Source organism: Runella sp. MFBS21 (genome assembly GCF_029433105.1).
GTDB lineage: Bacteria > Bacteroidota > Bacteroidia > Cytophagales > Spirosomataceae > Runella.
The window spans coordinates 208,977-228,793 of record NZ_JARNTW010000004.1 but is presented as its reverse complement, the minus strand read 5'-3'; the positions used below and the strand labels follow the sequence as shown (position 1 = coordinate 228,793).

Below are 19,817 nucleotides of genomic sequence, written 5' to 3'. Positions count from 1 at the left end.
AAGCTAAAAAAAGCCTACACTTAACATTGATTTTAGCAAAAAAGACCATTATGAACGATTTGATTATGTGAGGGTTTATTGTCTTTCCACTCATTCGCTTAAATTAATATCCTGGATTTTGGTCCTTTGCGGGATCCAAGGCGCCATTGTAGTTTATTTCTGATAGCGGGATTGGCCATAAATAGTGCTTGTCAGCAATATCCTTCCCTGTAGCTGCCTTGATATAGTCTTTAGCTTTTCCCGTTCTTTTCAAATCAAACCATCGTTTTCCTTCGGCTTGCGTCTCATAGCCTCGTTCTTTTCTGACCAATTCAATAAATGATGCCTTGGTATAATCAGCGAGTTTGAAATCCACTGGTGATGATTGAGAAGAATTATAGCCATACGCTCTTCGATGTACTTTATTCAAAGCATCGAGGCTTTTGGAGTCTGGCTGTCCCAATGCTTCACAAGATGCCTCCGCATAAAGAAGCAATAAATCAGCATAGCGATAAAGCGGATAGTCATTTCTAGGTTGTAAACTCCCCGGATCGGAAAACTTCTTATTCAGAATAGTATTGGTTCCAAAAGATAGCGTGGATTTATACCATCCATACGATTTCCGAAGGTCTTTTACATCCCAATTAGCATAGACCGAATTTTGTTCTTCACTATATAACGCTCCCCCAAAGCCCGCTGCCAGCATATATGGGCTTTTAATGGCATGGGTAAAGAAGGGATAACCCCATTGTTGTTCTTTGGAGTACTTTAAGGATAAGATTTCCTCCGAAGAAGAGATGACTTCGGGACCAAACAATTTTGTAAAATCGTCGGCTGTACTTACTTCAACCAAGGCATATTTTCCAGAATCAATCACTTCTTTTGCCTTACTGGCTGCTTCAGTATGATTTTCGGTATAAAAATACACATCGGCAAGGAGGGTCTTTGCCGCCCACTTAGTGGCACGTCCAGGAGCGGGTTCGTTAGGTGGTAAAAGATTTTCAGCAAACAACAAATCCTCCTTAATTAGCTTATAGACCTCACTTGAGGGACTTCGCTTTACACTTGCTTCTGCCATATTTGCTTCGGTACGTATCACCACATCACCCCAACACCTCACCAATTGAAAATAGATTAAAGCGCGCATGAACTTAGCCTCAGCCAAGTAGCGGTTTTTAATCTCATCGCTTAGCTTTTGGGTTTTGGGGACATTGGATAAGATTAAGTTAGCATTACGTATCCCCAAATAAAAACTTTCCCATTTGGTACCAGCTCGGGTAATATTTGTGCTATTCATACCCTGAAACTCACTATTGGGAGCATAGCTACCCCCACCTTTGTGATAGTCGGTTGAGCATTCTAGCAAAGGCAAAAATTCTGATCCATAAATTGTTTTGAGAGGAGCATAAATAGCCGCGATAGCCCCTTCTACTTCGGCGGCAGTGTTGTAAAATGTTTCGACCGCAATAGACTTGGGAGCTTCAACTAGTAAATCTTGACACGATGCAAGCATTAGTAGCAAACAGATGAGTAAAATATTGGTTTTCATAAACATATCTTTTTTAAATTTTAAAAACCGACACGAAGGCCTACCATATATGATTTGGCTACGGGATAAGTCGAAAAGTCAATTCCTTGTGTAACGGCGCTTGCCCCTCCAGCCGAATTAACATCGGGATCCCACCATGAATATTTTGTCAATGTCAGAAGGTTTTGCCCACTTGCATAAACTTTGGCACTTTTTATCCAAGAGAGATTCCATTTGGCCGTTGGCAACGAGTATCCAAGTTCAATGTTGCGGAGTCTTAGATAAGAACCATCTTCAACAAACCGATTTGAAAAATTAATATTCTGGAACATCGTTACTCTAGGATATTTTGCATTCGGGTTTTCTGGTGTCCAGTGGTCATACAGCACATCCTTCAACATATTCATACCCCAACTGTAATGTAAAGTATTCCCGATTCCACTGATATTGGCAAGATCATTCCCCTGAGAGCCTTGCCAGAAAAGAGAAAGGTCAATTCCTTTATAAGACATGAAGGAATTCAAGCCATAAATGAATTTGGGATTAGGATTACCCAAAATAACTTTATCATTAGTGTTGATGACTCCATCGTTGTTGACATCCTTGTACTGCACGCGGCCATTTTGGTCGTAACCATTTTCTTGATAGCCATAAAATACGCCCATCGGTTCTCCCTCACGGAGCATGGTGATATTATCATCAAAAATCAACACAGCTACCCTGCCCGTCAAAATTTGTTGCCCACCATATAGCTTTACTACTTTCGATTTATTGAATGCGATATTTCCGTTCAAATCCCATTTGAAACCCTTGTTGTTTATCACCGTGCTGTTGACCGAAAATTCAACACCTTTATTCTGAATTATTCCAACATTTCTTATGGTATTGGTAAAACCCATAGAAGCAGGTAATTGTACTGAATTGAGAAGGTCCTGCGTATTTTTTATGTAGAAGTCGGCAGTTAGCTGGATACGGTTAGACAAAAATGCCAAATCCATTCCTATATCGGTTTGTTCGGTTGTTTCCCACTTTAGATTTCCGGGAAGGGTGGTCGTTGGGGCAAAGGTATTGTAAAGTGCATCTCCAAATACTGTTTTACCAACAGCCAGCTGGTTTAATGTAGCATAAGCCCCGATAGCCTGCGAACCAGTACGCCCCCAACTTGCTCTAAGCTTCAGGTCAGATATAAAGTCATTTTTGGCCAAAAATGCTTCTTCCTTCAATCGCCATGCCACCGCAGCTGAGGGGAAAAAACCCCATTTATTTCCTTCACTGTATTTTGAAGAGCCATCAGAACGGAAACTTATCGTTGCTAGAAACCGATCATTGAAGTTATAATTGATTCTTCCGAGGTAAGATAAAAGTACAGACTTAGAATAACCAGAGCCTGGAATACCCGGTATGGTAGCTGCGGCAAGATTATAACTTTCTGTGGCATCACTCAAAAAACCCGTACCAGAGCCACTCAAGGAAGTATTGACAAAGTCTTGATAGGTAAATCCACCCAATGCCACAATTTTATGCTTTGCACCAATGTTTCGGCTATAAGTGATGGTATTTTCATTCAATAGACTGGTAAACTGCGTAGTTGTGACACTGGCATTGGATTGCTGATTAAAGAAATTCAGGGTACGATAATAGTCATTTCTATCATCGCTATTTTCGATTCCTCCGTATACTTTAAGCACCAATCCTTTGATGGGTTCAAACGATAGCGAAGCATTGGCGAGAACTTTATTCGAAAAGCCCTTGTCTATGGTTTCATTGATATAATTTAAGGGATTGATAACAATAATAGGCAGTGGTGAGGTCAGCACGCGATAGCTGCCATCATCGTTGTAAGGAGTTAGGATAGGTGGAGCTACCAGCGACGCACTAATCAGAGATTGTCCCTGAATTCCTCCTCCCGAGTTTTGCCGTGAGGTCTGATTTCTGGAAAGGGTGGTAGAAAAAGCTGCCTTGATTTTATTGCTTATGGTATGGTTGATATTGGTTCGTAAGGCATACCGCTGATAATCGCTACCCTTGATTATCCCATCCTGACCATAATAGCTACCTGACACCGAAAACTGCGTTTTTGCATTTCCTCCGCTGATATTGAGCGAATGGTTTTGGAGAGGGGCCTGGCGATACACAAAATCCTGCCAGTCAAATCCTTCGCCAAAGCCATTGATTTGCTCCTGCGTATAGTAGGGGCTTAATCCCTGATTTGCACTTAAAATGTTATAAAATGTGGCGTATTCGCGTGCATTCATCAATTCTAGCTTTTTGCGCAATTGTTGAGAACCGTAATTGGTTTCGTAGTCTACCCGCATTTTGCCTTCCTTCCCTGATTTAGTAGAAATTAATACTACCCCATTAGCCCCTCTTGAACCATAGACAGCCACCGCCGAAGCGTCTTTGAGAATCTCTATGCTTTCGATGTCAGTGTTGTTTAGTACTAGAGGCTGACCACTCACCGGAAACCCGTCAATAACATACAAGGGTTCGTTGCTACCCTGAATCGAATTGGTTCCTCTAATTCGGACACTCACTGCGGCTCCGGGAGCGCCTGTATTCTGTTTGACCTGTACCCCCGGAGCTCTGCCAGATAGGGCCTGCATTACGTTTGCAGTGGGGAAGGCACTTATTTCATCTGCTTTTATCGAACTCACCGAGCCAGTTAAGTCGCTTTTTTTGACGGTACCATACCCCACCACTACTACTTCGTCTAAACTTCTCTGATCTGCTTTCAGGGTTATTTCCAGCGATGTTTGGTTACCTATAATCACTTCTTGAGGGCTATAGCCTACAAACGAAAATACCAATACTGCATTCTCATTAGGAATATCCATACTAAAAGCCCCTTTGGCATCGGAGACAGTTCCCTGTTGAGTTCCTTTCAATATAATGTTCACACCTGGCAAGACCTCTCCTTTTTCGTCCGTTACGCGCCCTGTAATAGCCCGAACAGTTTTTTCACTATCTATCAGCTCGATTGGTGTATTTATACTGGCCTCAGGTTTACTCTGTTCACTTTTGATTTCGCGGGTCAAAATAATTTGATTATTGTTAATAACCTTATAGTGTATACGTCTTGGCGCTAACACCTGTTTTAGGACATTATCCACGGTTTCATTTTGAATCGACAGATTCAGTTTTTCATTAAACTCAATGACTTCTTTCTGGTACGAAAATACCACGTCGACCTGTTTTTCGAGGCTACGTAAAAATGAGCGGAGATTACTGTTTTTTAGGGTTAAATTAACCCGTTCTTTTAATAACTCCTGAGCAACAACAGGGTAAGCTAATGTATTACTACTTAGTAACCCTATAAGGATGAGTGGGCATAAAGTAATTTTCATGAGCATGAAAACTTCTTTTTTAGTAAAAATTTTTGACATACTTTTGACTGTTTTTGTTTTTATCAGGACAGAACACTTCCTTCCGGCACCTACAGGCGCTGGCTAGGTTCGAGAGAAGATGTGGCAGCATCTTCTCTTTTTTTTAATTGAGTTTAAAAACTTTAACGCATGGGCTTTTTAGGTTTTAGATTTTGGTTTGGTTATGAATCCCTTATGGGCAACCAGCCGACTGAACTACTAATTGGGCATCCATTTCTCTATAAGTGGCCCCAATCGTTTGGCAAATTAAATCCAATTGGTTGGTTAGTGGTTGGTCGCTCAGGGTGGTTGTAATAATACATTTTGCAAGCAACTCCTCGTCATATAAAATACGTACACCGTAGCGCTTTTCCAAGGCCTGCAATACCGTAGTAGCTGGTACATCCTCGAAATAACGCTTTTCGCCCTTCACCAACGGCTGAATAGGTATTGGATCAGCTACCAATTGTTTCGATAAGCTTTCGGTTTCTCTATTAAAAACGACCTGCTGATTAGGTAGCAAAATGAGATGTTGGCTTTCTTCACTTGCTAATCGAATCGGGTTTTGTTTATAGACTGACACTCGTCCCGTTCGCACTTTGATTTGTACTCTTTGGTCATTATCAAAGGCTTTGATATCAAAACTCGTTCCCAATACCTGTGTCACCAGTTCGTTGGCATAGACATAAAAAGGTTTTTTAGGATTGGGAGCAATTTGAAAAAAAGCTTCCCCACTTAAAAAAGTTTCTCGCGATTTGGCAGTGAAATGAGCAGGATAACTGAATCGGCTATTTTTTTTCAGATAAACCACACTACCATCTTCTAGATTGATTTTCAGAGTGGTATCGCTGTTATTCACTTTTTCGATAAGTGGACTTTTCTCAGAAGCTTTGGTTACCAATTTAGTGTAGGTAGTGCTGTCTGTAGCCTTCTTTATCCACAGCAATCCACCCACCAAGGCTACTATGATAAAAACACTCAATGCACCCACCCAATAGCGTTTTTGAGACCATAGAGCCAGCGGGGAGGCGTGAACGGTATTTTTACGGAGTCGTTTCCAATTTTGTTCTTCACTGAGGGTCAGAGTCCTGTACTCTTCAGCGTTATGTAGTTGTTGAATAAGTTCAAGTGCTTGTCTGATGATATCCTGTTTGTCTGGGTAGTCGACCATCACCTTCTGCCAGTAAGCATCTTGTTCATTGTGCAATGCCCATCGAACAAACGCATCGTCGTTGAGGAAATCCTTCAAGGTGAAATTATGGTATAGCATCATCAATCTATTTGGGTCTTCTACTATACACAGTCACGTTTTTGTAGAAATTAACCAACGAAATTGAACTTTTTTTTATTTTTTTTGAAAAATACCATTTTGAAGACTAAAAATAAACCTTATTTGGTCACTACTACCCTATTAGGAATATACAAACGTAAACAGAAATGAAAATAGCCCTTTCAACATGAGTCGTAGCATAGAATAGGCTTTAAAAAGGAGATTACTAACTACTTGTTTGGGAATACCCATAAGTTCAGCCGACTGGTCAAGAGTCATACCGTGATAAAAGCGGAGGTTGATAGCTTCCTGCTGACGAGGACTTAGTTTGGAAATAGCAGCCTGGATCTGGCGGGATTGGTCAAGCAGCGTTTCTTGCTCTACTGTCTGCTGCTCGTCAGAAAGCGAAACCAGATAATCTAGAAAATCGTCAATATCTTCAGCTTCCTCTAGTAAATCATTACGGATATTTCGACTAAGTTGGTTTCGTAGTGCCCGCAGCAGATAAAATTTAGGTTCTTGAATGTTGGCTAGCTGGACTCTTCGCCGCCAGAGATAGGTAAACAAATCTTGAATGGCATCTTCAAGCAGCAATGTATCTGATGTAAATCGAGAACCATAATTGACCAGTATTTTAAAATAATGCCTATACAAAATCTCAAAAGCCTCCTGATCTCCTTTGGCAAGAGATTCCCAAAGGGCGGTCTCATTGTATGAGTTGAACGAACCAGTAGAAAGCATACTATGGTGTCAAAATTTAGGGTAGCAGCATAAGAGGAAGACAAAATTAAACAAAATTGATATAAAATAGTGATTATAAAAGATTTTATAATTTTTAATCTACAAAACAAAAAAGCAGAAGTCCCTTATGGTTTCTGCTTTTTCATAAAATTTTTATTCTTAACCACAGAAGAAAAAAGATACACAGAGTGGTATAACCCTAGGTAGTTATTTTCATCAATAGCGTTCAAACTTATCCCAGTCAGGTTTTCGCTTTTGGAGAAACGCATCACGTCCTTCTTCGGCTTCTTCGGTCATATAGCCTAGCCGCGTGGCCTCTCCTGCAAAAAGCTGCTGCCCTACCAGCCCGTCGTCTACAAGATTGAAAGCAAATTTCAACATCCGAATTGCCATCGGGCTTTTACCGAGGATTTCCTGCGCCCATTGAAAAGCGGTATCTTCCAGTTGATCGTGAGGTACTACGGCATTGACCATCCCCATTTCGTAGGCTTCTTGTGCGGAGTAGTTACGTCCCAAAAAGAATATTTCGCGAGCACGCTTTTGACCAATCATGCGTGCCAAATAAGCCGAACCATACCCAGCATCATAACTCGCCACGTCGGCGTCTGTTTGTTTGAAAATAGCGTGTTCTTTGCTTGCTAGCGACAAATCACAAACAACATGAAGGCTATGCCCTCCACCTACTGCCCAGCCTGGTACCACGGCGATAACAGGCTTGGTCATGAAGCGAATCTGTCGCTGTACTTCTAAGATATTGAGACGATCACGACCGTCTTCGGCTCGATAACCACCTTTTTGACGAGCTTTTTGGTCTCCGCCGGAGCAAAATGCCCACACGCCATCTTTAGGCGAAGGACCTTCGCCCGAAAGTAGCACTACCCCAATGTGACTATCATGAGTAGCATCAGCAAAAGCATCTAATAATTCAAAAGTGGTATGGGGGCGAAAGGCATTGCGAACTTCGGGGCGGTTAAAGGCAATACGTGCCACGCCATCGCATTTTTTGTAGGTAATATCGGTATACTCCTTTACAGTAGTCCAGTTGGGCATAATAATGTTTTTTTTACAAAAGTAAAAAGAAAAATAAAAAAGGCAGAAGTCAGTACAACTTCCACCTTTTAATCAAACACTATTTGAACCTTTTAATAAGACGCGTTGTAACTCAAAAAGTAACTATAAAACAAAACAGAAACCTCAATGAGATTTCTGTTTTGTGAGCAACCTTAAAACTTTATTTTACAAACTTAAGATTTTGATTTCGGTACGGCGATTTTGCTGGTGCTCTTCTTCACTACAAGGCACCCCATCTTTACATTTATTGACCGGTTTTTCTTCACCATAGCCTGCTGCGATAATTCTCTTCGACGAAACGCCCTGCTTCACAATATACGCGACAGCGGCTTTGGCTCGTTTTGTTGAAAGAGTCTTATTGTATTTGGTAGAAGAACGGCTATCAGTATGAGAGCCAAATTCAATCTTCATTTTGGGGTATTTGTTCATCAAGCCCACCAATTTGTTTAATTCAGACTCGGCATCCGAACGGATATTCCATTTGTTGAGGTCATAGTAAATATTATCAATTTTGATAACATCTCCTTTTTCAAACATGGTGATATTTGCTTCTGAAAACTCTTCGCCTTTCACTTTGGTACCCATAGTAGCGAGATTATCTTTAAGCGCTTCTATAGAATAATCACAGCCGCTTGGTACTTCAAACTCATAGGCTCCGTTGGCGTCCGTAACTGCCTCTAGTGTAGAACCATCACACTCGTTGTGTAACAAAACTTTCACACCTGAAATAGGCTTACGATCTTTTTGAGTCGTCACTAGCCCTCTCAACGTAAACATCTTGACAGGAGGTGCTTTAGGCTTTAGTTTATCTAGTGGAATTTCTAATTGTACTAACTCCGTGGCATCTAGGTCTTTGGTTGTAAAGTTGCGAGCATTATTAACATAGCCTTCATTGGAGGCCTTGAACACAAAATCCGTTTCTGAATCAAGACAAATTTTCAGGTTACCATCTTTGTCAGTATATAATGTTTTGGCACCCGGCTCGCTTTCACTTTTACTAACTACTTCCACTGCGGCACTCGCCAACGACGTCTTAGTAGCACCATCAATGACGTGCACTAGTGTTTCTTGACAGGGATTAAGAGGCCCTACACGTTCGAAACGAAACAAGTCATCATCCTCACCACCTCTTTTGCGATTGCTACTAAAAAAACCACTTTTACGTTCAGCATCTGTAATCAATCCAAAATCATCTTTAGTAGAGTTGATAGGTTCTCCTAAGTTGGTAGGTTTACGAGCCATCACACCATTGATGAGTTTGGCATAAAATATATCTAAGCCTCCCATTCCAGCAAGTCCGTCAGAAGCAAAATATAAATTACCTTGCTCGTCTACAAAGGGAAACATTTCATTGCCTTTGCTATTGACAGAAGGCCCTAAATTGACAGGAGTTGACCAATTACCGTTTTCGTTGCGACTGACATAAATATCAGTACCGCCAAAACCACCCGGCATATCCGATACAAAGTAAAGCAATTGATCATCTTTGGATAAAGTAGGATGTCCTACCGAATACTCATCGCTGTTGAAAGGTAGTTCTTGTAGATTATCCCAATTGTTGCCTTTCAATTCGGCAGAGTACAACTTTAATTTGTTGATACCCTCTTTACTAGTTTTATATTTTCCATTTAAATAATTGTTGCGAGTAAATAGTATTTTGCTGCCGTCTTTGAAAAAAGCTACTGGTCCTTCATGGTATTTAGAATTTAGTGCTTTTCCCATGTTTTGTGACTCTATGACAGGTGCCTGCAATGGCTCAGGGTTTTTGTCATTGAGAGAGCGATAAGTAGCAGGAATTTTGGTATCATTGGCAGTGAGAGGGGTATATTCGTCCGACCCAAGAAGGTACACTCCTTTATTTTTTGCGAGGGTCCGATTTGCGCCTACTGACCCACCTACTTTACTAGTTTTGGAAGAATTGACAACCGATAAATCTGGCACTTCATACAAATCTAAGAAGGCTGTTTGATTCCATCCATAAACTCTTTTTATGTTTACTGCTTCATTGCGAGCCGATACAAATACGAGTCCTTTTTTATAATAAACAGGGCTAAATTCGGCTCGATTAGTATTGATATTGTCTAGGGATTGGACTACATAGCTAGTGGCATTTTTTGAGAGTTTGCCCACGTTTGAGTATAATTTTGTAAAATCTTTCCCTCTTTGGTCTTCTTGTTGAGCTTGGCTGTAACGTTCGTAAATCTCTTTGGCTTCATCATATTTACCATTGCTAGCGAGTGCTTGTGCAAAATACAAGTAAGAGCTAGCATTTTCGTGCGGTAGAGATTTACCCTCCCCCATAGCCAAACGAAAAACGCGCTCGGCATTTTGGGTATCTCTGAGTTGATGATAGCTATGTCCTAGTTTTAGGAATGTATTAAGTTTGACTGTATCTTGTAGGTTTTGTTTAAGTGCATTTTCATACAACTCAATGGCTTTACTGTAAGCCATCATTTCATATTGGCGGTTGGCTTGGCTCAGAGACGATTGTGCATGCGCATCTTTTGCCCAAATCGCTACTGCCAATGCAACTAGAAAAATATAGGTCTTCATGATTCAGAAATTTGGGTAAGAAAAAAGGTATACTCTCCGTTGTCGGTTTATTATAAACCCAGCATGAAGAATATACCTTTGAATCGTTGAAAATAATCCCTTAGAAATAACGCGGAGTGAGAATTTTGCTCTTGCTAAAGCCAAATTCATAACGCAACATTATCTCGTGGGTAGGAATGCTCAAAAATTTACGTTCCTGATTGAGGCGGTTGCGCGTCCAGTCGTATGAATACCCCAAACGAAACTGATCCGAAAGCTGTATTTCAATCATTCCAACTAGTGCATCACCTTTGAGGGCATTGCCTTCTTTATCTTCCTGAATTTGGCCAGCGTAAGTCGTAAAACGGTTGTGACGATAAGACATACCTAAAGCGATACGGTCATTGAACCAGACGTTGACGTTTCCGTCAAGAGAAAGCCCAGCTCCATTTACATAACGCGCCATCATCGAAGGTTTCAGTTTGACATTGTTACGCCCAACCACAAATCCGGCGGTGGCATAAAAATGCCGGCGGATTTTAGCACGCTGCTCACCTGAATCATAATCAGAGAGATTGTTTTCGATAAGATAGGGTACCGAAACCCCAATATAAGAACGGTCGTTGCTTAAATAAATCCCTGTACCGAAGTTAGGCAGAATTTTAGACACATTGCTTGCAAAAGCGGGGTCGGACAAATTATTTCCTAGATTGGCTTTGGCCAAATCCCAACGGAAATTCATAGCACCGCCTTGCAATCCCAAAGCCAAAGTCGAGCGTTCTCCCATTTTGATACGAAAAGCGTAAGAAAGCATGGCTCCCGTCCAGTTTTCAAGACCTACTTGATCGTTGAAAAGCTGCAAACCTAGACCTACTTTTTCACGATTCACGGGCATATCAATGGTAAAAGTAGCGGTTTGTGGAGCACCCGGCATTCCTCCCCATTGATTACGATAGAGAGCTGTGGCACTGAGTACATCTCGACTTCCAGCGTAAGCAGGATTAAGGGCCATCATGTTGAACATGTACTGCGAAAACATTTTGTCTTGCTGAGCCCAGAGTTTACTGCTGCCGATCAAAGAGATCAGCAGCAGCAACATCGTACACTTTTGTTTGATGATATTGGTCATCGTGATTAGCGGTTAATGGTCATGAATCGACTTGACTTCTTAATTTCGCCGCCATTTTGGTCAAGGAGAATAACATTGTAGAAGTATGTTCCAACAGGCACCGCTTGGTTACTATTGCCTACACCTACGTTTGCTCCACCTTCCCAATCATTCTGATAATCATTGCTACGATATACCAGATTCATCCAGCGGTTGTATATTTCTAGAACAATCTTCGTGCCAGATGGATGACGAATCACAAATTTATCGTTGATTCCGTCACCATTTGGAGAGAAGCCTTCTGGGATAAACAATCCACCGTCAGAGATAATCACGATTGGCGTAAATTCAGCTTCTGCCAAACTTGTTGGGTCATTATCACCGTTCGGATCAGGATTCAAACCATTGGTTGAGTAATCCGAAACTGTGTTTTGACCTGCTAACGCCGTACCCAATACGCGGTTTTGATATGGTGTCAATCGACCGTCGGTAGTTACATTGATTGTAAAGAACAACGAGTCGGTACGTCCACCTGCCAAACGGCTCTGCTCTGCAATCAAGAGATTTGCATCGCGGTCTCCGTCGAAGTCAGGATTAATACGCAAGGTACTTACATCGCTGGCAGTAGGTGTACCTACCAATTGGTAGCTAGCCCCATTCAATGAGCTGTACACTTTGGTCAACGAATCAGTCACTTGAACATTGGTCAACGTACCTGCACCATAGTTTTTCAAAATCACACGGTAAGTCACATTCAAGCTACCGTCTCCTTTGCGGAGGGTATCTTTGATTGACAACGCTAAACCGAGCAATCCATTACCAGGAGTAGAGTTGAGAGACACTGCCGTCGACTCGCTGTTGTTGCGTGGGTCTAGGTCATTGTCTGGGTCAGCGTCATTACCTGTAGTCGAAGTATCAGCCGTCATTACACCTGCTCCTGTTATACCTCTACCAATCGCGATGTTGTTGAAGGTAGTTACTGAATCAGGGTTATAAAGCGAAACGATAACCGCCAACTGGACACTACGGGTCTTGCCTTTTGGCAATGCGCTTAGTGAATCCACTAACAATTTGGTAAGTAAGCCTTGACCTGTGTAGGTAGAGTCTACAGTGAATCCTTCATCTGCAGTTACCAAAGGTTTGCCAACGATGACAGCTTTTGAGCCAAAAGTAAGACCCAAATCATCTTCTACCTGAACTTTAGTGAGATCGCTTGTACCCAAGTTGGTCACACTGATAGTGTAAGGAATTTTAAATTTACCATCTCCTATCACTATTGGTGTTCCTACTGATTTAGATAAACCAATCAACGCACTTGGCAAATCGAAACGCACTGGAGTAGAGGTATTTACTGGAGGATCTACGACAGTTCCTTTATTAGAAATATCGAAAACAACTGTACCGTCGTGACTTCCTTTAGCAATTACACTACCCAAGAATGGTCCGTTGTTGCCATGAGGCACAACATTGTAAGTTACATAGATATAAGCTTCAGCTCCTACAGGAAGAGTACCTAGCGTTAAGAAGTCCTTATCGGTAGTACCATTGTAGGCGGCATTAGCTGTAGCTGTAGTATTTCCACTTACGGTTGGCGTACCTACTACTGTATAAGTAACAGGAGGCGCAAAAGCGTGGGTAATACTGTCAACTACCTGAAGGTTAGTCAATGGAACATTTCCTACGTTTTTAACGATGATTTTGTAAGTAACATCATAACTAATGTTAGTGCTATCACCGTTACCTTTTGGTTCGATATTATCCACCGCTAAAGCTACTCCAATACTTGGCGCTACTGTTCCGTCGCTCACAACAATGCTTACAGAAGAGCGATTGTTGTCTGTCTGAGGATCTACTTGATCTGCATAGCTGATTTCAGCTCTGTTAGTCACTTGGATTCCTGAGGTTTTGGCTTTTGCGACCACAGTAAGTGTGTCACTAGCGCCAGCAGCCAGAACAGGGAGGCGAGTCAACAAGACACCGTTTGTATTGGTCATTCCTGAAGTTGAAATCACTTCTAGTTCAGACGGCATAATATCACGGACGTCTACATTTGTCGCATCATGTGGGCCATAGTTAGAAACAACTATGTTATAAGTTACTTGTTCGCCAAGTGCTACCACATTTTTGTCTACACTCTTCACGATATTTAGATCAGAGCGGAGTGTATCCGTAGCACAATCAAAGATTTTCACTTCGATAGCCGCTGGTGCACTATAGCAACCGTCTTTTTTGTAGACCACATAATAAGTACCTGCCCCTACAGCTTCTGGTGTACCCACTAGGCAAGTACATGCCAATTCTGCTGCAGATTTAAATTGAACGGTGTAATTACCACTGTTGTCCAACGCTGTGGTCAAATCTACGGTAGTACTTGGACAAGTATTACGTAGGTTTTTCACAATTGGTGTTGGAAGGGCTTTCACTACTACCGTAATGTAAGCAGATGGTACTGAGCAACAACGTTTTTCGTCTACTAGTGAGTAAGAGTAAGTACCTGGCTCGGTTACATCCCAGCTCTTCTTGTCAGAAGCAGGGAACAATACCTGACCGTCTTTAAACCATTTCACTTGATAGCCTTGCTGTTCGCTAGCACTCAATTTCACGGTATCACCTTGGCAGATAGTGATTGTTTGTGGCAATGTATCTGGTTTCACCGTACCATTGATGACAATTTGAGGTCTAAACTTGATACCTTCAAATACCAACTTGAGATCATCTTTTCCAGCTTGGCAATTACCTTCGCCATCAGGGTCATTGGTGGTAAGGGTGAGTATTACATCACCCTTAATCAAGTCTTCTAATGATGGATAGTAAGTTGCATCCAAAGCAAGCGGATTGCTGAATCTACCAGTTCCAGTAGTACTCCAGATAGCACTAGTAGCAACTCCTCCTATTTTACCGTTGAGTTTGTACTCAAGGGCAGCACAGATAGAAGCATCGGCACCAGCGTCAGCTGTAGCTGGGTTGGTTTCACAAGGTGTAGTTTCGCAAGACGAAATCAACACGTGGATAGCCACACCTTCGCTATAGCATCCAGTAGTCGAACGGAAGAATACATAGTAAGTACCTGTCTCTCCTACAGCTGAAGGATTAGCAACAACTGCTGAGCTTGGTGTATTTCCTACGTGGAATTCCATTGTTAAGCCTGATCCAGCGGTGTAGTTTTTCACAGCCGATGCAAGATCTACCGTTTTTACAGGACACACATTGGCTAAGCTTACTACTTGTGGTGTTGTTACTTTTGGTGCAACAGTCACGTTTACAGTATTTGAAGCTACGCTCTTACAATTTTCATTGTTACAGCAGTAAGCTACATAAATAGTGCTAGCAGCAGGTACGAGCGTGATTGAGCTTCCAATTTGGCCATTTGACCATTGGATATAACCAGCGCAAGCAGTCTGTGCAGTCAAGGTTACTGATTCACCGAAGCACAAGTTGGTTTTAGATGCTTGGATAGTTGGAGCATCTGGTACGCCCACTACAATAGTAAGCGGTGCAGAAGCAGCACTTTCACAATCACCTACTTTACAGATAGCTGTGTAGCTAGTAGTAGTTTGTGGAGTTACAGTGATTGAAGCACTATTTGCACCAGTTGACCACAATACTGAGCCTTCACAACCCGAAACAGACAACGATACCTGCTCACCTTTACAGATGTGAGTAGCAGAAGTTACGATTGTCGGAGTATTTACTTTTGTTACTACTACACTTACGGCATTTGAAGCATTGCTAGTGCAATCACCTTTTTTACATACAGCTGTGTAAGTAGTGGTACCAATTGGGTTCACAGTAATACTGTTTCCAGTGCTACCATTTGACCATTCAATATTACCACCTTCACATCCCGATGCCGATAGGGTGACACTAGAACCTTCACAGATAACCGCTGAGCTAGCCGTAATCTGAGGTGCTACGCAATTTCCGACAGTCACTTTCACTGGTACAGAAGCAGCGCTTGTACAGTTACCTACTTTACAAGTGGCAGTGTATGAAGTAGTCTCAGATGGGTTAACCACGATGCTAGCTCCTACCATACCATTTGACCAAGTCACTTCACCGTCACATCCAGAAGCTGTCAAGACAGAAGTTTCTCCCAATTGGATAGAAGCTGGACTTGCAGAAACTGTTGGTACAGGTACAGGAATAACCTTGATAGTGTAGTCAGCCGATACTGGGCTTGAGCAGTCTCCTACTTTACATACTGCGGTATAAGTAGTAGTTTCAGTAGGATGTACTACGATTGCTTCACCAGTTTCGCCAGTTGACCAATGTACAACTCCTAAGCAATTTGGAACTTGGAGAGTTACACCTTCACCAGGACATACTTTGTCGGTGCTGCAGATTACTACAGGTTTCTCAGGGGCTGCTACTACATTTACGGTAACAGAAGCAGGGTTGCTTGAGCAATTTCCGATTTTGCAGATGGCCGTATAAGTAGTAGTATTATTTACGACTACAGATATGCTCGACGTAGTAGCGCCTGTATTCCATGTAATTGTACCACCTACACAACCACTCGCAGTCAGAGTTACTGTGCTACCAGCACATACTGTTCCTGAAGGACTTACAGTGATTGTTGGAGGTGTGGTATTGTTACCTACAGTTACGGTTACACTACCAGGAGCGCTATCACATTGACCGTTTGTACGGCAAGACGCAGTGTAAGTAGTAGTAGTGTTAGGTTTAACAACAATGCTTGTTACTCCTACAGCACCTGTACTCCACACTACAGTTCCAGCACAGCCCGATGCGGTAAGCGTCACACTATCCCCAGCACAGATGCTTGGTTTAGATGATACCACTGTTGGCGCTGGGCCGGCAGTAGTCACAGTTACTTTTACTTTATTAATAGATTGGCTTTCGCAAGTTCCCACTTTACAGATTGCAGTGTATTCGGTAGTAGAAGCTGGTCTTACTACGATACTGCTTCCAGTGGCGCCATTTGACCATACAACAGTACCTGTACATTCACCGCTTGCGGTTAGTACAGTGCTATCGCTAGCACAAATAAGCGTTTTAGAAGCTGCTACAACTACTGGAGTTGGGTTTCCTACAGTGATGGTCACTGGTGCAGAAGGCTCGCTTGTACAATTTCCTACTTTACAAGTTGCAGTATAGCTAGTCGTTGTATTTGGACTTACCACAATACTTGCTCCAGTAGCGCCATTTGACCAGAGAATTTCACCTTCACAACCAGCTGCTGTAAGCGTTGCACTTCCATTGTTACAGATTACTGTTGACGAACTTGCAGTCACAGTTGGAGCCGCTACAGGAACCACCTTGATGGTGTAATCTTTAGAGCGTGCTTTACAACCATTGAGGTTACATACTGCCCAGTAAGTAGTAGTCTGAGTTGGGTATACTACAATTGCCGTTCCTGTTTCACCCGTTGACCATTCTACAATACCAGCGCAGTTGTTTACTTGAAGTGTTACACTTTCACCAGGACATACTTTGTCGGTGCTGCAAACTACCTCAGGAACAGGACCGCCAGGCGTTACTGTAATAGCAATAGATGCAGGTGCACTTTCACAAGTTCCAATTTTACAAATGGCAGAGTAGCTAGTAGTGACATCAGGCGTTACGGTGATTTGAGCACCAGTAGCTCCTGTACTCCATCTAATAGTACCTGCACAATTTGCTGCTGTCAACACCACTGAGCTACCTTTACAGATTGTTGTAGAAGGACTTGCTGTTATTGCTGGTGTAGTTGGAGTGTTTACATGTATTGAGATAGCATTTGAAGGATCACTTTCGCAGCCATTTTTCTTACATGTTGCAGTGTAGGTAGTTGTTTGACTTGGTCTTACAACGATAGTTGTACCTGTTGCACCATTAGACCATGTTACAATACCTCCAGCACATCCGATTGCATGAATAGTAGTACTATCACCCAAACAGATATTGGTAGTAGCACAAGCCAAGATTGGCTTATCTGGTTTCACGCAACCTACGTTGATATTCACACGCGAGGTATCATTTCCAGCTTTACTTGGGTCGTTGTTAGGCCCTTTGATAATCGCTGTGTTTGTAGTTGAACCTACAGCGTTAAGAGTAGCACGAATTTCCAATGTACGGTTGGCACTTACTGCTAAGTTGCCCACTGTCCATATTCCAGTCGCACTATTATATTCACCCGCTGGGCTTGCACTTACAAAAGTAAGCGAAGCAGGAAGCACATCAGTTACAGTGACACCAGTAGCATTTACAGGACCATTGTTAGAAGCAATCACTTTATAAGTAATCGTTTGACCCACTGTATAAGGTCCAGCTTCTACAACACTCTTCTCTACTGACAAATCAGTTAGAGTTACACATGGTTTGATTGTCAACTGGAACCATGCGCCGTTGCTGTATTCACCACAAGCTGCTACTTCAAATAGATAGTAAGTACCCGAAGTGCATACTTTAGTAGGATCAGCAACCAAAGTACCAGGCAAATGGTTGGATGTTGTATACCATTCAAATTTACCTCCAGGTGTACGGATTTCGCTATGAATGAAGCTATTAAGGTTCACACAGGTATCAGGACATGTGTTTTCTCCTATACCACCACAAGTTGGGGTTGGAGGAATGGCACAAGGCACTTTTACGGTGATATCTACATCATCTTCATCATTTTCTTTTGGAGTATATCCTCCATTATTTGGCGTAGAGTTCGGATCTGGTTGATCAGACTTCGTTACTTGTGCAAAGTTTTTGATTGTACCAGTACCTACTACTTTTGCTTTGAAAGTCAACGTCACCGTTTGATTTACTAAAATCGAATCGATAGAAGCAGTCAAGACTGTTCCGTTGAGTACCCATGCAGCACTACCTGATACGTATTGCAAACCTGCTTTTATAGTATCTGTAACTTCTACATTAGTAGCTTTATTAGGCCCTAAGTTGGTTACCGCAATACTATAAGTAACGGTATCTCCTTGACTAGGCGTAGTGTTGTTCACTGTTTTTGCCAAAGTCAAGTCAGCATAACATGGAGTAAGTTCCACATCTAGATGTGCGCCGTTGCTATACACTCCACAAGCTGCTACTTCAAACAAATAGTAAACACCAGATACACAAACTTTGGTTGGATCAGCTACAATTGGATCTGTAGGTCTTGGTCCGGCATGCCATTCAAATCTACCGCCAGGCGTACGAATATCGCTATGAATGAAGTCATTCAAATTAACGCATGAATTAGGACATGTATTTTTGGCAAGACCACCACATGTAGGCGTTGGAGGAATAGGACACTCACGAATCGTAATTGGCTCATCGTCATCATCATCCTCACCTTTTGTGAAACCATTACCCGGTGTCGAGTCTATATCCGTTACTGGATTACCCTGACCATCTTTCGCATCTTTAATCTGTGCGTAGTTAGTCAAGCTCGAACCAGTGAAGTTTGCATTTACTGTTACGGTGATATCTACTGTAGTGCTTGCACCTGGTGCCAATGACGCGATAGGTACATTCAACGTAGCTATCTGGCCAGCTGCGGTCCAATCGCTATCATTCAAGGTCATACCTACTGGCAACGAATCGCTCAACACAATCGCTGTCGCTGGTACATTACCTTGGTTGGTTACTGTCAAACGGAAGGTAACATTTGCACCTGGATCAACAATAGAAGCTTGACCGGGAGCTAAGTTTTTCAACAAAGCCAAATCAAATACTGGCGCAGGAGTCACAGTAATTGGCTCATCGTCATCATCATCCTCACCTTTTGTGAAACCATTACCTGGTGTCGAGTCTATATCCGTTACTGGATTACCCTGACCATCTTTCGCATCCTGAATCTGTGCGTAGTTAGTCAAGCTCGAACCACTGAAGTTTGCATTTACTGTTACGGTGATATCTACTGTGGTGCTTGCACCTGGTGCCAAGGACGCGATAGGTACATTCAACGTAGCTATCTGACCAGCTGCGGTCCAATCGCTATCATTCAAGGTCATACCCACTGGCAACGAATCGCTCAACACAATCGCTGTCGCTGGTACATTACCTTGGTTGGTTACTGTCAAACGGAAGGTAACGTTCGCACCTGGGTTCACTACTGAAGCTTGACCGGGAGCTAAGTTTTTCAACAAAGCCAAGTCAAATACTGGAGTTGGAGTCACAGTAATTGGCTCATCGTCATCATCATCCTCACCTTTTGTGAAACCATTACCTGGTGTCGAGTCTATATCCGTTACTGGATTACCCTGACCATCTTTCGCATCCTGAATCTGTGCGTAGTTA

Annotated in this window: 8 protein-coding genes; all 8 read right to left on the bottom strand. The window is 42.3% G+C overall.

Annotated elements, in window-relative coordinates; genetic code table 11:
- Positions 1–103: 103 nt before the first annotated feature.
- The gene (locus tag P1X15_RS11405; RefSeq protein WP_277338250.1) at positions 104–1,528 is read right to left on the bottom strand and encodes a RagB/SusD family nutrient uptake outer membrane protein; all 1,425 of its coding nucleotides are present in this window, start codon (positions 1,526–1,528) and stop codon (positions 104–106) included.
- Between the two features lie 20 nt (positions 1,529–1,548).
- A complete protein-coding gene (locus tag P1X15_RS11400; protein ID WP_277338249.1) occupies positions 1,549–4,890 on the bottom strand; it encodes a TonB-dependent receptor in 3,342 nt (1,113 codons plus the stop codon).
- Between the two features lie 172 nt (positions 4,891–5,062).
- Positions 5,063–6,142, bottom strand: coding sequence for a FecR family protein (locus P1X15_RS11395; RefSeq protein WP_277338248.1), 1,080 nt, complete (start codon positions 6,140–6,142; stop codon positions 5,063–5,065).
- 138 nt (positions 6,143–6,280) lie between these two features.
- Positions 6,281–6,880 (bottom strand): RNA polymerase sigma factor, encoded by a 600-nt coding sequence (locus tag P1X15_RS11390; protein ID WP_277338247.1) that lies wholly within the window; start codon positions 6,878–6,880, stop codon positions 6,281–6,283.
- Positions 6,881–7,096: 216 nt separating this feature from the next.
- On the bottom strand, positions 7,097–7,930 hold the full coding sequence (locus tag P1X15_RS11385) for a 1,4-dihydroxy-2-naphthoyl-CoA synthase (protein WP_277338246.1): 834 nt from the start codon (positions 7,928–7,930) through the stop codon (positions 7,097–7,099).
- Positions 7,931–8,116: 186 nt separating this feature from the next.
- Positions 8,117–10,504, bottom strand: coding sequence for an OmpA family protein (locus P1X15_RS11380; RefSeq protein ID WP_277338245.1), 2,388 nt, complete (start codon positions 10,502–10,504; stop codon positions 8,117–8,119).
- Positions 10,505–10,604: 100 nt separating this feature from the next.
- Positions 10,605–11,612: a type IX secretion system membrane protein PorP/SprF gene (locus P1X15_RS11375; protein WP_277338244.1), complete on the bottom strand. Its 1,008-nt coding sequence runs from the start codon at positions 11,610–11,612 to the stop codon at positions 10,605–10,607.
- A gap of 5 nt (positions 11,613–11,617) precedes the next feature.
- The gene (locus tag P1X15_RS11370) at positions 11,618–19,696 is read right to left on the bottom strand and encodes a gliding motility-associated C-terminal domain-containing protein (RefSeq protein ID WP_277338243.1); all 8,079 of its coding nucleotides are present in this window, start codon (positions 19,694–19,696) and stop codon (positions 11,618–11,620) included.
- Positions 19,697–19,817: the final 121 nt, after the last annotated feature.

What these genes read in the sequence shown, in the direction of transcription:
- P1X15_RS11405 (WP_277338250.1), bottom strand. Translation starts at nt 1,528, where the DNA reads ATGAAAACCAATATTTTACTCATCTGTTTGCTACTAATGCTTGCATCG.
- P1X15_RS11400 (WP_277338249.1), bottom strand. Translation starts at nt 4,890, where the DNA reads ATGTCAAAAATTTTTACTAAAAAAGAAGTTTTCATGCTCATGAAAATT.
- P1X15_RS11395 (WP_277338248.1), bottom strand. Translation starts at nt 6,142, where the DNA reads ATGATGCTATACCATAATTTCACCTTGAAGGATTTCCTCAACGACGAT.
- P1X15_RS11390 (WP_277338247.1), bottom strand. Translation starts at nt 6,880, where the DNA reads ATGCTTTCTACTGGTTCGTTCAACTCATACAATGAGACCGCCCTTTGG.
- P1X15_RS11385 (WP_277338246.1), bottom strand. Translation starts at nt 7,930, where the DNA reads ATGCCCAACTGGACTACTGTAAAGGAGTATACCGATATTACCTACAAA.
- P1X15_RS11380 (WP_277338245.1), bottom strand. Translation starts at nt 10,504, where the DNA reads ATGAAGACCTATATTTTTCTAGTTGCATTGGCAGTAGCGATTTGGGCA.
- P1X15_RS11375 (WP_277338244.1), bottom strand. Translation starts at nt 11,612, where the DNA reads ATGACCAATATCATCAAACAAAAGTGTACGATGTTGCTGCTGCTGATC.